The sequence below is a fragment of the Serratia sp. CY71090 genome (assembly GCF_052166845.1).
Classification (GTDB): Bacteria; Pseudomonadota; Gammaproteobacteria; order Enterobacterales; family Enterobacteriaceae; genus Serratia; species Serratia nematodiphila.
On record NZ_JBJNOA010000003.1, the window covers coordinates 425,528 to 439,383 of the forward strand.

At 60.3% G+C, this 13,856-nt stretch carries 14 protein-coding genes; 13 read left to right on the forward strand and 1 reads right to left on the reverse strand.

The window, feature by feature from the left end; genetic code table 11:
* The first annotated feature begins 119 nt into the window (after nt 1-119).
* The 5 genes from ACJ8OK_RS08425 (at nt 120) to ACJ8OK_RS08445 (ending at nt 4,158) form a co-directional block, all read left to right on the forward strand.
* Complete coding sequence (locus ACJ8OK_RS08425) at nt 120-860, forward strand: amino acid ABC transporter permease (RefSeq protein ID WP_442530513.1); 741 nt, start codon at nt 120-122, stop codon at nt 858-860.
* Nucleotides 860-1,534: a glutamate/aspartate ABC transporter permease GltK gene (gltK, locus tag ACJ8OK_RS08430; protein WP_004939982.1), complete on the forward strand. Its 675-nt coding sequence runs from the start codon at nt 860-862 to the stop codon at nt 1,532-1,534. The genes ACJ8OK_RS08425 and gltK overlap by 1 nt, the downstream gene beginning before the upstream one ends.
* Entirely contained in the window at nt 1,534-2,259 is a 726-nt protein-coding gene (locus ACJ8OK_RS08435; protein ID WP_004939983.1) for an amino acid ABC transporter ATP-binding protein, read from the forward strand. Before gltK ends, ACJ8OK_RS08435 begins: the two co-directional genes overlap by 1 nt.
* 113 nt (nt 2,260-2,372) lie before the next feature.
* On the forward strand, nt 2,373-3,305 hold the full coding sequence (gene rihA / locus ACJ8OK_RS08440; protein ID WP_015376943.1) for a pyrimidine-specific ribonucleoside hydrolase RihA: 933 nt from the start codon (nt 2,373-2,375) through the stop codon (nt 3,303-3,305).
* Between the two features lie 148 nt (nt 3,306-3,453).
* Nucleotides 3,454-4,158 carry an FMN-dependent NADH-azoreductase gene (locus ACJ8OK_RS08445; RefSeq protein WP_442530514.1) on the forward strand — a complete coding sequence of 235 codons (705 nt, stop codon included), beginning with the start codon at nt 3,454-3,456 and terminating at the stop codon, nt 4,156-4,158.
* A 40-nt stretch (nt 4,159-4,198) separates the two neighbouring features.
* On the opposite strand, the gene ACJ8OK_RS08450 is transcribed toward ACJ8OK_RS08445, so the two are convergent.
* Nucleotides 4,199-4,681: a zinc ribbon-containing protein gene (locus ACJ8OK_RS08450; RefSeq protein ID WP_004939988.1), complete on the reverse strand. Its 483-nt coding sequence runs from the start codon at nt 4,679-4,681 to the stop codon at nt 4,199-4,201.
* A gap of 286 nt (nt 4,682-4,967) precedes the next feature.
* Between ACJ8OK_RS08450 and leuS the strand changes: the two genes are divergently transcribed.
* The 8 genes from leuS (at nt 4,968) to mrdB (ending at nt 13,849) form a co-directional block, all read left to right on the forward strand.
* Nucleotides 4,968-7,550 carry a leucine--tRNA ligase gene (gene leuS, locus ACJ8OK_RS08455; RefSeq protein WP_442530515.1) on the forward strand — a complete coding sequence of 861 codons (2,583 nt, stop codon included), beginning with the start codon at nt 4,968-4,970 and terminating at the stop codon, nt 7,548-7,550.
* Nucleotides 7,551-7,564: 14 nt separating this feature from the next.
* Nucleotides 7,565-8,125 (forward strand): LPS assembly lipoprotein LptE, encoded by a 561-nt coding sequence (lptE, locus tag ACJ8OK_RS08460; RefSeq protein WP_033633932.1) that lies wholly within the window; start codon nt 7,565-7,567, stop codon nt 8,123-8,125.
* Nucleotides 8,122-9,156, forward strand: a complete 1,035-nt coding sequence (gene holA, locus ACJ8OK_RS08465) for a DNA polymerase III subunit delta (protein ID WP_442530516.1) — start codon at nt 8,122-8,124, stop codon at nt 9,154-9,156. Before lptE ends, holA begins: the two co-directional genes overlap by 4 nt.
* A complete protein-coding gene (gene nadD / locus ACJ8OK_RS08470) occupies nt 9,146-9,808 on the forward strand; it encodes a nicotinate-nucleotide adenylyltransferase (RefSeq protein ID WP_082997018.1) in 663 nt (220 codons plus the stop codon). Before holA ends, nadD begins: the two co-directional genes overlap by 11 nt.
* Before the next feature lie 194 nt (nt 9,809-10,002).
* On the forward strand, nt 10,003-10,320 hold the full coding sequence (gene rsfS, locus ACJ8OK_RS08475; protein WP_015376937.1) for a ribosome silencing factor: 318 nt from the start codon (nt 10,003-10,005) through the stop codon (nt 10,318-10,320).
* Nucleotides 10,321-10,323: 3 nt separating this feature from the next.
* Nucleotides 10,324-10,794, forward strand: coding sequence for a 23S rRNA (pseudouridine(1915)-N(3))-methyltransferase RlmH (rlmH, locus tag ACJ8OK_RS08480; RefSeq protein ID WP_004940002.1), 471 nt, complete (start codon nt 10,324-10,326; stop codon nt 10,792-10,794).
* A 38-nt stretch (nt 10,795-10,832) separates the two neighbouring features.
* A complete protein-coding gene (gene mrdA, locus ACJ8OK_RS08485) occupies nt 10,833-12,728 on the forward strand; it encodes a peptidoglycan DD-transpeptidase MrdA (RefSeq protein WP_004940004.1) in 1,896 nt (631 codons plus the stop codon).
* 8 nt (nt 12,729-12,736) lie between these two features.
* Nucleotides 12,737-13,849 (forward strand): peptidoglycan glycosyltransferase MrdB, encoded by a 1,113-nt coding sequence (gene mrdB, locus ACJ8OK_RS08490; protein WP_004940006.1) that lies wholly within the window; start codon nt 12,737-12,739, stop codon nt 13,847-13,849.
* Nucleotides 13,850-13,856: the final 7 nt, after the last annotated feature.

The following is a 13,856-nucleotide window of genomic DNA, read 5'->3' on the forward strand; positions in this document are numbered from 1 at the left end:
TCCCCAAGGCGCATCACCGACACCCGTACACAACAAGCCAGCCAGACTGGCCGCGCGGCGATCGGCGCTCATCAAGTCATCAATCTTCGGCGCCCTGCGCCCGTTTATCGGAGTTTGTTATGTCAATAGATTGGAACTGGGGTATCTTCATGCAGCAGGCCCCGTTTGGGAACACCACTTACCTCGGCTGGATCTGGTCCGGCTTTCAGGTCACGGTGGCCCTCTCCGTCTGTGCCTGGATTATCGCTTTCTTCGTCGGTTCACTGTTCGGTATCTTGCGTACCGTGCCCAACCGCTTTCTTTCCACCCTCGGCACCTGTTACGTCGAACTGTTCCGCAACGTGCCGCTGATCGTGCAATTCTTTACCTGGTATCTGGTGATCCCCGAGCTGCTGCCGGCCAATATCGGCACCTGGTTCAAAACCGAGCTGGATCCCAACGTGCAGTTCTTTGTTTCTTCCATGCTCTGCCTGGGGCTGTTTACCGCCGCCCGCGTTTGCGAACAGGTGCGCGCCGCCATTCAGTCCCTGCCGCGCGGCCAGAAAGCCGCCGGGCTGGCGATGGGCCTGACGCTGCCGCAAACCTACCGCTACGTGCTGTTGCCGAACGCCTACCGGGTGATCGTGCCGCCGATGACCTCGGAGATGCTCAACCTGGTCAAAAACTCCGCCATCGCCTCCACCATAGGCCTGGTGGACATGGCCGCGCAGGCCGGCAAGCTGTTGGATTACTCCGCACACGCCTATGAATCCTTTACCGCCATCACGCTGGCTTATATCGGCATCAACGCCGTTATCATGCTGTTTATGCGTCTGGTCGAAAAGAAAGTGCAGTTGCCTGGCAACCTGGGGAGTAAATAATGTACGAATTTGACTGGGCGTCGATCGTCCCAAGCTTCCCTTATCTGCTGCAAGGCATGGTGATCACGCTGAAGATCACCGTGACCGCCATCGTGGTCGGCATCCTGTGGGGCACCGTGCTGGCGGTGATGCGTCTGTCGCCGTTCAAGCCGATAAGCTGGTTCGCCACCCTGTACGTCAACCTGTTCCGTTCGGTACCGCTGGTGATGGTGCTGCTGTGGTTCTATCTGGTGGTTCCAAGCTTATTACAACAGGTTCTAGGGCTGTCGCCGAAAACCGATATTCGCCTGATCTCGGCTATGGTAGCCTTTTCCCTGTTTGAAGCGGCCTATTACTCGGAAATCATCCGCGCCGGTATCATCAGCATCTCGCGCGGCCAATCCTCCGCCGCGCTGGCGCTGGGCATGACCCACTGGCAGTCCATGCGGCTGGTGATCCTGCCGCAGGCGTTCCGCGCCATGGTGCCACTGCTGCTGACCCAGGGCATCGTACTGTTCCAGGATACCTCGCTGGTTTACGTACTGAGCCTGGCCGACTTCTTCCGCACCGCGTCGACCATCGGCGAACGCGACGGCACCCAGGTTGAAATGATCCTGTTCGCCGGTTTTGTCTATTTTGTTATCAGCCTCGCCGCCTCGGCGCTGGTAAGCTATTTGAAGAAAAGGACTGTTTGATGATATCCCTGAAAAATGTTTCCAAGTGGTACGGTCACTTCCAAGTGTTGACCGATTGCACCACCGAAGTGAAAAAAGGCGAAGTGGTCGTCGTCTGCGGTCCTTCAGGTTCCGGCAAATCCACCCTGATCAAAACCGTCAACGGCCTCGAGCCGATCCAGCAGGGAAGCATCCTGGTGAACGGCACGCCGGTCAACGACAAGAAAACCAACCTGGCGCAGCTGCGTGCCAAAGTCGGCATGGTGTTCCAACATTTTGAGCTGTTCCCGCACCTGTCTATCATCGACAACCTGACGCTGGCGCAGGTGAAAGTGCTCAAGCGCGATAAGACCGCCTCACGCGAGAAGGGCCTGAAGCTGCTGGAACGCGTCGGCCTCTCCGCCCATGCCAACAAGTTCCCCGGCCAGCTGTCCGGCGGCCAGCAGCAGCGCGTCGCCATCGCCCGCGCGCTGTGCATGGATCCTATAGCCATGCTGTTCGATGAACCGACCTCGGCGCTCGATCCGGAAATGATCAACGAAGTGCTGGACGTGATGGTCGAACTGGCGAACGAAGGCATGACCATGATGGTGGTAACCCACGAAATGGGCTTCGCCCGCAAGGTGGCGAATCGGGTGATCTTTATGGACGAAGGCAAAATCGTCGAAGACCGCAACAAAGACGATTTCTTCAACAACCCCGAGTCCGATCGCGCCAAGGACTTCCTGGCCAAGATCCTGCACTAAACGCTCTCGATGCGCCCCGCCAGGGGCGCATCTTTTCTCCCGGCACTAAAAGCGCTTGTTTCTCCCCGGTTTTGATCCGATGCTCGCTGGATAACAAACAGAGGAGAAAGAACATGCCCCGCCCTATTATCATCGATTGCGATCCCGGCCTCGACGACGCCATCGCGCTGGCCATGGCGCTGCGTTCGCCGGAGCTGGACGTCAAAGCCATTACCACCTCCGCCGGCAACCAGACGCCGGAGAAAACCCTGCATAATGCGCTGGGCCTGCTGACCCTGATGCAGCGCGAGGACATCCCGGTCGCCGCCGGCGCCGGCGGCCCGCTGATGCGCGAGCTGGTGATCGCCGACTATGTCCACGGCAAAACCGGCATGGGCAACACCCACCTGCCGACGCCAACCCTCAAACCCGATCCCCGCGGCGCCGTCGAGCTGATCGCCGACCTGCTGCGCGCCAGCCCGCAGCCGATCACCCTGGTGGTGACCGGCCCGATGACCAATATCGCCCTGCTACTGGCCCAGCATGCCGAGTTGAAAAGCCGCATCGAGCGCATCGTATTCATGGGCGGCGGCATGAACGCCGGCAATACTACGCCGGTGGCGGAGTTCAACATCTTCGTCGATCCCGAAGCCGCCGAAATGGTGCTGAAATCCGGCGTGCCGCTGACCATGGCCGGGCTGAACGTCACCCATCAGGCGCTGGTGTTGCCGCAGGATATCGAGCGCATTCGTCAGATAGACAATCCGGTCGCGCAGGCGGTCGCGGAGATGCTCGATTTTTATCTGCCGCTGTACCTCAGCCATCCGCGCGGCCTGCCCGGCGCAGCGATGCACGATCCCTGCACCATCGCCTGGCTGCTGGCGCCACAGCTGTTCACCGGCGTAGAACGCTGGGTCGGCGTGGAGACCAAAGGGGAATACACCGTCGGCATGACGGTGGTGGACTATTTCCAGCAAACCGGCAACGCGGCCAACGTGGAAGTGCTGACCGGCATCAACCGCGAGGGCTTTATCGATCTGCTGGCCGAGCGCGTAGCGCGTTATTGATCCTATCGGGGCGCGCTCGCGCCCCTCATTCAACTTTTTTGATTTAACTCAGCGAATTTTTGCGCTATCACTGTTCATGGCTTGCCTCTACCATGCGTTTACACCGACTGACATCGTTACCGATTAGCCTTCGCCTGGAGATAAGCCAATGAGCCGCGTACTGGTCCTGAAATCAAGCATTCTGGGTGAATATTCCCAGTCTGGAAAATTAGTCGATTTTTTTGTTGAACAATGGCGTGAAACTCACCCTGAAGACACGTTTACCATGCGCGATTTGGCCAACCCAACGCTGCCGGAGCTGGATGGTGAAGTGATGGCCGGCTTTACCGCCGGCGACAAACCGCTGACGCCGCATCAGCAAAGCACCCTGGCGCTGTCCGATGAGCTGATTGCCGAGCTGAAATCGCACGACACGCTGATCATCAGCGCCCCGATGTACAACTTCAACATCCCGACGCAGCTGAAGATCTACTTCGATCTTATCGCCCGCGCCGGCCAGACGTTCCGCTATACCTCCGCCGGCGCCGAAGGGCTGGTGACGGGCAAGAAAGCGATCGTCATCTCCAGCCGCGGTGGCATCCACGCCGACACGCCGACGGATCTAATCACGCCGTACGTGAAGTTGTTCCTGGGCTTTATCGGCATCACCGACGTTGAATTCGTGCTGGCGGAAGGCTTCGCCTATGGCCCGGAAGCGGCGGAGAAAGCCGCCCAGGACAGCCGCATCGCGGTCGTGCAGAAAATCCCGGCCGGCGTCGCCGTACCGGCCAGCGCACCGGCGCAGGCGGACGTTGCCCCGGCAACCGTCAGCGGCGGTTTCCTGAGCAACCTGCTGAAGAAACTGTTCCGTTAAACGCCGGCCTTAGCGTTCCCCGCCCTGGCGGGGAACGTCCTCAAGGTTCAAACGGCCGGCGCTGGAACTGGTCGTGACCGCATTTCGGGCAGAGCGGCAGCACCTCCGGCGTGTAAAACGCCAGATGGTAGTGACACTGCTCGCACACCAGATTGCCCAGCCCCACCACTTCACCGCTGTGGTAAACGCCGTGGTGGCTGACATCCTTGAACACCTCGCGCCACTCCAGCTGGGTTTTGTCGGTGATATCCGCCAGTTCCTGCCACAGGCTCTCTTTAATCACGCGCATAAACACGCTGTCGGTAAACTCGTCCCGGCTCTCCTGATAGCTGCGGGCGAACTCCTCCAGATCGCGCCGCACCGCCTGCGTCACCTGCCGCACTTCGTCGCGGGTCAAATCTTCGGCCTCGTTCAAGCGCCGCTCCGCGCTGGCCACCAGTTCATCGATATCGCGTTCGCCGTTTTTCAGGCGTTCGCTCAGCGATGCCACCAATTCGCGGTAATACTGAGCAACCTTGTTCATAGACTCTCCTCGATAAACGCTGCGCCGGACTTGGCTGTAGGGATCCCCCCTAAGCTACTTGTTCTTATTTTAGCCGTAAATGACTGATGTCACTTGGCAAGACGCGGGATCCGCAGGTTGTGAGCCGCGTCATGACGGCGTTTTTTTTAAATGCGCCGAGTCAGGCGCTTGGAGTTGTTGCCGGGAGGTCTTATCAGCTATGCTATGCGGATCTACGAATACTAAATGTTCATTGCGTTGCCTCTGACCGGGGCAACGGTTTACACCTACAGGACCACCGGCCGCCATGCAAGAGCAATACCGTCCAGAAGACATAGAATCGAACGTACAGCTTCACTGGCAAGAGAAGCAGACTTTCAAAGTTACCGAAGACGACAGCAAGGAAAAGTACTACTGCCTATCCATGCTGCCTTACCCGTCCGGCCGACTGCACATGGGCCACGTTCGTAACTACACTATCGGCGACGTGATCTCGCGCTATCAGCGCATGCTGGGCAAAAACGTACTGCAGCCGATCGGCTGGGATGCGTTCGGCCTGCCGGCGGAAGGCGCAGCGGTGAAAAACAACACCGCGCCGGCCCCGTGGACCTACGACAACATCGAATACATGAAGAACCAGCTGAAACTGCTGGGCTTCGGCTACGACTGGGATCGCGAAATCGCCACCTGCCAGCCGGAATACTATCGCTGGGAACAGTGGTTCTTCACCAAGCTGTATGAAAAAGGCCTGGTCTACAAGAAGACTTCGGCGGTGAACTGGTGTCCGCACGATCTGACCGTGCTGGCCAACGAACAGGTTATCGACGGCTGCTGCTGGCGCTGCGACACTAAGGTCGAGCGTAAAGAGATCCCGCAGTGGTTCATCAAAATCACCGCTTACGCCGATCAGCTGCTGAACGATCTGGACACGCTTGAAAGCTGGCCGGAGCAGGTGAAAACCATGCAGCGCAACTGGATTGGCCGCTCCGAAGGCGTGGAAATCACCTTCGACGTGGCTGGCAGCGAAGAGAAGCTGACGGTTTACACCACCCGCCCGGACACCTTCATGGGCGCCACCTACGTGGCGGTCGCCGCGGGCCACCCGCTGGCGCAACAGGGCGCGCGCAACAACCCGGCGCTGACCGAGTTCATCGACGAATGCCGCAACACCAAAGTGGCCGAAGCAGAAATGGCGACGATGGAGAAGAAAGGCATGCCGACCGGCCTGTTCGTGGTCCACCCGCTGAGCGGCGAGAAGCTGCCGGTGTGGGTCGCCAACTTCGTGCTGATGGAATACGGCACCGGCGCCGTGATGGCAGTACCGGCGCACGACCAGCGCGACTGGGAATTCGCCACCAAATATGATTTGCCGATCAAACCGGTGATCCTGAACCTCGACGGCAGCCAGCCTGACGTGAGCGCCGAAGCGATGACCGACAAAGGCGCGCTGTTCAACTCCGGCGAGTTCGACGGTCTGGACAATGAAGCGGGCTTCAACGCCATCGCCGACAAACTGGTCGCCAAGGGCGTAGGCCAGCGTAAGGTTAACTACCGTCTGCGCGACTGGGGTGTCTCCCGCCAGCGTTATTGGGGCGCGCCAATCCCGATGGTGACGCTGGAAGACGGCACCGTAATGCCGACGCCGGAAGACCAGCTGCCGGTGATCCTGCCGGAAGACGTGGTCATGGACGGCATCACCAGCCCGATCAAGGCCGATCCTGAGTGGGCGAAAACCACCGTCGACGGCCAGCCGGCGCTGCGCGAAACCGACACCTTCGACACCTTTATGGAGTCCTCCTGGTACTACGCGCGCTACACCTGCCCGCAGTATGACCAGGGCATGCTGGATCCGGCCGCCGCCAACTACTGGCTGCCGGTCGATCAATATATCGGCGGCATCGAGCACGCCATCATGCACCTGATGTACTTCCGCTTCTTCCACAAGCTGATGCGCGATGCGGGCCTGGTGGATTCCGATGAGCCGGCCAAGCGCCTGCTGTGTCAGGGCATGGTGCTGGCCGACGCCTTCTACTACACCGGCAACAGCGGCGAGCGCGTCTGGGTATCCCCGGTTGACGCCACCGTCGAGCGCGACGACAAGGGCCGCATCATCAAGGCTACGGATCCGCAAGGCCGTGAACTGGTCTATGCTGGCATGAGCAAAATGTCGAAGTCGAAGAACAACGGCATCGACCCGCAGGAGATGGTGGAAAAATACGGCGCGGACACCGTGCGTCTGTTCATGATGTTCGCTTCACCGGCAGAAATGACGCTGGAGTGGCAGGAATCCGGCGTGGAAGGGGCTAACCGCTTCCTGAAACGCGTGTGGAAACTGGCCTATGATCACGTGGAAAAAGGCGCGGTGCAGCCGCTGAACGTGGCGTCGCTGAACGAAGATCAGAAAGCGCTGCGCCGCGATCTGCACAAAACCATCGCCAAGGTGACCGACGATATCGGCCGCCGTCAGACCTTCAACACCGCAATCGCCGCCGTGATGGAGCTGATGAACAAGCTGGCCCGCGCGCCGCAGGAGAGCGAGCAGGATCGCGCGCTGCTGCAAGAAGCGCTGCTGGCCGTGGTGCGCATGCTGTATCCGTTCACCCCTCACGTGTGCTTCACCCTGTGGCAGGCGCTGGGTGGCGAAGGCGACGTGGACACCGCGCCATGGCCGGTTGCCGACGAGCAGGCGATGGTCGAAGACTCCAAGCTGGTGGTGGTGCAGGTGAACGGCAAGGTTCGCGCTAAAATCACCGTATCTGCCGATGCGACCGAAGAGCAAGTGCGCGCGCGCGCTGCCGAAGAGCATCTGGTGGCTAAATATCTGGACGGCGTCACGATTCGCAAAGTGATTTACGTTCCGGGCAAACTGCTTAACCTGGTTGTGGGTTAACACAAGGAGGAGTTGTGCGACAACGTATTCTGACGCTGTTGCTGGGGTTGGCGGTGCTGGTCACCGCCGGCTGCGGTTTTCACCTGCGTGGCACCACGCAGGTGCCTAATGAAATGAAAACGCTGATCCTGGACAGTTCGGATCCTTACGGGCCATTGACGCGCGCGGTGCGTGAGCAACTGCGTTTGAACGCCGTGACCATCGTCAGCGATCCGAAGCGTAAAGACGTGCCTTCTCTGCGCATCGTCGGCGCGACGGAAAGCCAGGATACCGCCTCGATCTTCCAGGACGGTAAAACCGCCGAGTACCAGTTGGTGCTGACCGTGCAGGCCCAGGTGCTGATCCCGGGCCACGACCTGTATCCGCTGTCGGTGAAAGTGTTCCGTTCGTTCTTCGACAACCCGCTGACCGCGCTGGCCAAGGACTCCGAGCAGGAGATCATTCGCCAGGAAATGCGTGAGCAGGCGGCGCAGCAACTGGTGCGCAAACTGCTGACCGTGCACGCGGCGGAAGAAGAAAACCGGCAGAAAGCCGCTGCCGTCGGCGAACGAGCGGCAAGCCAAACCGCACAATGATCCGCATTTATCCGGAACAACTTGCCGCGCAGCTCCGAGAGGGGCTGCGCGCTTGTTATTTATTGAGCGGCAATGAACCGCTGCTGCTGCAGGAAAGCCAGGATTTGCTCCGGCAGGCCGCGCAACAGCAGCAGTTCAGCGAGCACTACAGCATTTCCCTCGACGCCCATACTGACTGGGACGCCATCTTCGGCATCTGCCAGGCGATGAGCCTGTTCGCCAGCCGCCAGACGCTGCTGCTGATCTTCCCGGAAAACGGCCCGACGGCGCCGATCGGCGAACAGCTGACCAAGCTCGCCACGCTGCTGCACGAGGATATTTTGCTGATCCTGCGCGGCCCGCGCCTCACCAAAGCGCAGGAAAACAGCGCCTGGTTCAAGGCGCTCAGCCCGCACGGCGCTCTCGTCAGTTGCCAGACGCCTGAACAGGCGCAGCTGCCGCGCTGGGTCGCCACGCGCGCCAAGTCGATGAAACTGGAGTTGGACGACGCGGCCAATCAGCTGCTGTGCTACTGCTACGAAGGCAACCTGCTGGCGCTGTCGCAGGCGCTGGAGCGGCTGTCGCTGCTGCACCCGGACGGCAAGCTCACCCTGCCGCGCGTCGAACAGGCGGTGAACGACGCCGCCCACTTCACGCCGTTCCACTGGCTGGACGCCCTGCTGGCCGGCAAGAGCAAGCGCGCCTGGCATATTCTGCAGCAGCTGCAGCAAGAGGACGTGGAGCCGGTGATCCTGCTGCGCACCCTGCAGCGCGAACTGTTGCTGTTGCTGACGCTGCAGCGCCGCATGGCTTCCGCGCCGCTGCGCTCGCTGTTCGATCAGCACAAGGTCTGGCAGAACCGCCGCCCGCTGGTGACCCAGGCGTTGCAACGCCTGTCCGGCCCCCAGTTGCAGCAGGCGGTACAGCTGCTGACGCAAATCGAGCTGACCCTCAAGCAGGACTATGGCCAGTCGGTCTGGCCGGAACTGGAAACCCTGTCGATGCTGCTGTGCGGCAAACCCCTGGCCACGAGTTTTAGCGATGCCCACTAACCCGGAAAACCCCACCGTTTTGCACGCGCTGTTCGGCGGCACCTTTGATCCGATCCACTATGGCCACCTGCGGCCGGTGGAGGCGCTGGCCGCCGAAGTGGGCCTGAATCGCGTCACGCTGCTGCCTAACCATGTGCCGCCGCACCGCCCGCAGCCGGAGGCCAATGCGCAGCAGCGCCTGAAGATGGTCGAGCTGGCGATCGCCGGCAACCCGCTGTTTGCGGTCGACGATCGCGAACTGCACCGCACCACGCCCTCCTACACCATCGAGACGTTGGAAACGATTCGTAAAGAGCGTGGCGCCGCCCAGCCGCTGGCGTTTATTATTGGCCAGGACTCGCTGCTGACGCTGCATAAGTGGCACCGCTGGCAGGCGCTGTTGGACGTCTGCCACCTGCTGGTGCTGGCGCGCCCGGGCTATAACGATCGCATGGACACGCCGGAACTGCAGCAGTGGCTGGAACGCCATCGCACCGCCGACCCGGCGCTGCTCAGCCGTCGCCCGCACGGCCATATCTATCTGGCCGATACGCCGGAGCTGGAAATTTCCGCCACCGAGATCCGCCAGCGCCGCCATCAGGGCCTCAACTGCGACGACCTGCTGCCGCGCCCGGTGCAGCGCTATATCGAGTTGCAGGGTTTATATCGCTAGTGAAAGGTGCGTGATATACTGCGCCGCTATTTTTCAGGTATCCGCTGAAAACCCCGGAAACCTTAGCTGGCCGGGCAGTCACCAGTTAGCTGGCTTTCAGCGGCAGCCTGCCGAAACCATTATCCGGTTACGCCGCGGCGCGCGCATTTTGCCCGCCGCAGCCGACTGAACAGAACACACCCGAGGGGGAACCTTTGCAAGGTAAAGCGCTCCAAGATTTCGTCATCGATAAAATCGATGATCTGAAAGGCCAAGACATTGTCGCTCTGGACGTCCAGGGCAAATCCAGCATCACCGATTGCATGATCATCTGCACCGGCACCTCAACGCGCCACGTGATGTCGATCGCCAGCCACGTGGTGCAGGAATCCCGCGCCGCGGGCATGGAGCTGTACGGCATGAAAGGCCAGGAAGCCTCCGACTGGATCGTGGTCGATCTGGGCGAAGTGATCGTGCACGTGATGCAGGAAGAAAGCCGTCGCCTGTACGAGCTGGAAAAACTCTGGAGCTAAGCGGTGAAACTGCAATTGGTGGCGGTCGGCACCAAAATGCCAGACTGGGTGCAAACCGGCTTTATGGATTACCTGCACCGCTTTCCCAAAGACATGCCGTTTGAGTTGACCGAGATCCCGGCCGGCAAACGCGGCAAAAACGCCGACATCAAGCGCATTCTGGACAAGGAAGGCGAACAGATGCTGGCGGCGGTGGGCAAAGGCAACCGCATCGTTACGCTGGATATCCCAGGCACGCCGTGGGAAACGCCGCAGCTGGCACAGCAGCTTGAGCGCTGGAAGCAGGATGGCCGCAATGTCAGCTTGCTGATCGGCGGCCCGGAAGGGCTGGCGCCCGCCTGCAAAGCCGCTGCCGAGCAGAGCTGGTCGCTTTCTCCGTTGACGCTGCCGCATCCTTTGGTGCGCGTCCTGGTGGCCGAAAGCCTCTACCGCGCCTGGAGTATTACAACAAATCATCCTTACCACCGGGAATAGCCGGTGGTGACCGTGACAGAGTGAAATAAAGCAGCGGGATGAAAATAGAACGTAACCCTTTTCGCGACTATACGGCTGAATCCGCCCTGTTTGTACGCCGCGCCCTGGTGGCGTTCCTGGTCATCCTGGTGCTGTCCGGCATCCTGATCGCCAACCTGTATAATCTGCAAGTGGTCCGCGTCGAGGATTACCGCACCCGCTCCAACGAAAACCGCATCAAACTGGTGCCCATCGCGCCCAGCCGCGGCATTATCTACGATCGCAACGGCACCCCGCTGGCGCTCAACCGCACCATTTATCAGCTGGAGCTGATGCCGGAGAAGGTCGACGATCTCAAGGCCACGCTGCAGGCGCTGCGCACTGTGGTCGATCTGACTGACGACGACATCGCCAATTTCGAAAAAGAGCGCAAGCGCTCGCGCCGTTTCGTCTCCATTCCGGTGAAAACCGCGCTGACCGAGGTGCAGGTCGCCCGCTTTGCGGTCAATCAGTTCCGCTTCCCCGGCGTGGAAGTGAAAGGCTACCAGCGCCGCTACTATCCTTACGGATCCGCCCTCACCCACGTCACCGGCTATGTGTCGAAGATCAACGACCGCGACGTTGAACGTCTGGACAAAGACGGCAAGCTGGCCAACTACGCCGCCACCCACGATATCGGCAAGCTGGGCATCGAACGCTATTACGAAGACACGCTGCACGGTAAAACCGGTTACGAAGAGGTTGAAGTCAACAACCGCGGCCGGGTGATCCGCCAATTGCACGAGCAGCCGCCTTCCGCCGGCCAGGACGTCTACCTGACGCTCGATCTTGATCTGCAGCGCTATATCGAACAGCTGCTGGTTGGCAGCCGCGCCGCGGTAGTGGTGAGCGATCCGCGCACCGGCGCCATCCTGGCGATGGTGTCCAATCCGAGCTACGATCCGAACCTGTTCGTGGACGGCATTTCCAGCAAGGACTATCAGGGTCTGCTGAACGATCCGAATCGCCCGCTGATCAACCGCGCCACGCAGGGGGTTTATCCGCCCGCGTCGACGGTGAAACCTTATATCGCCGTGTCGGCACTCAGCGCCGGGGTGATCACCAAGAACACCGTAGTGTTCGATCCCGGCTGGTGGCAACTGCCCGGCTCGGAAAAACGCTTTCGCGACTGGAAAAAATGGGGGCACGGCCGCCTGAACGTCACCAAAGCGCTGGAAGAATCCGCGGATACCTACTTCTATCAGGTCGCCTATGATATGGGGATCGATCGGCTGTCGAGCTGGCTGACCAAATTCGGTTACGGCCAGTACACCGGCATCGATCTGGCCGAAGAGCGCTCCGGCCTGATGCCGACGCGCGAATGGAAGCTGAAACGCTATAAAAAACCGTGGTATCAGGGCGACACCATTCCGGTGGGCATCGGCCAGGGTTACTGGACCGCCACGCCGATCCAGATGGCCAAGGCGCTGAACACCCTGATCAACGACGGTACCGTCAAAACGCCGCACCTGCTGCAGAGCACCCGCGTCAACGGCGCGCTGGTGCCGTTCAAACAGGAAGAAAGCACGCAGATCGGCGATATTCACTCCGGCTTCTGGGAAATCGCCAAAGACGGCATGTACGGTGTGGCCAACCGTCCGAACGGGACGGCGCGCAAGTACTTTGCGGACGCATCTTATAAAGCCGCGGCGAAATCGGGCACCGCACAGGTCTTCGGTTACGAAACCTACAACGCCCATAAACTGGCGGAGCACCTGCGCGATCACAAGCTGATGACCGCCTTTGCGCCGTTCAACAACCCGACGGTGTCGGTCGCCATCATTCTGGAAAACGGCGGCTCCGGTCCGGCGGTGGGCACCATCACCCGCCAGATCCTCGACCATATTCTGCTGGGCGACAACAATACGCAATTGCCAAGCGAGGCCCCGCTGCCGCCTGGCGTAGAAGGTGACTAAGGTAGAACATGACTGAAAGCCAACAAAAAGGCTCGATCTGGACCAAAATCCACATCGATCCGACGTTCCTGCTGCTGATCCTGGCCCTGCTGGTCTACAGCGCCTTCGTGATGTGGAGCGCCAGCGGCCAGGACATCGGCATGATGGAGCGCAAGATCGGGCAGATCGTCATGGGGCTGATCGTGATGGCCGTCATGGCGCAGATCCCGCCGCGCGTATACGAAAGCTGGGCGCCCTATCTGTATATTTTCTGCGTGATTTTGCTGATCCTGGTGGACGCCTTCGGGCAGATCAGTAAAGGCGCGCAGCGCTGGCTGGATCTCGGCGTGGTGCGCTTCCAGCCATCGGAAATCGCCAAGATCGCCGTGCCGCTGATGGTGGCGCGCTTTATGAACCGCGATGTCTGCCCGCCTTCGCTGAAAAACACCGCCATCGCGCTGGTGCTGATCTTCCTGCCGACGCTGCTGGTGGCCGCGCAGCCGGATCTGGGCACCTCTATCCTGATCGCCGCTTCCGGCCTGTTCGTACTGTTCCTGTCCGGCATGAGCTGGAAGCTGATCGCCGTCGCCGCCGTCGCGCTGGCGGCCTTCATCCCGGTGCTGTGGTTCTTCCTGATGCACGGCTATCAGCGCGACCGCGTGATGATGCTGCTCGATCCGGAGAGCGACCCGCTCGGCGCCGGTTATCATATCATTCAATCCAAGATCGCCATCGGCTCCGGCGGCCTGTCCGGCAAGGGCTGGCTGCACGGCACCCAGTCGCAGCTGGAGTTCCTGCCGGAGCGCCATACCGACTTTATCTTCGCCGTGTTGGCCGAAGAGCTGGGGCTGATCGGGGTGTTGGTGCTGCTGGCGCTCTACCTGCTGGTGATCATCCGCGGGCTGATGATCGCCGCCAAGGCGCAAACCACCTTCGGCCGCGTGATGGTCGGCGGCTTGATGCTGATTTTGTTCGTTTATGTCTTTGTTAACATCGGTATGGTCAGTGGCATTTTGCCGGTAGTTGGCGTACCTTTGCCTCTGGTCAGTTACGGGGGTTCGGCGCTGATAGTGTTGATGGCCGGTTTCGGCATCATCATGTCGATCCACACGCATCGGAAAATGCTGTCTAAAAGTTTATAAGAGGTGA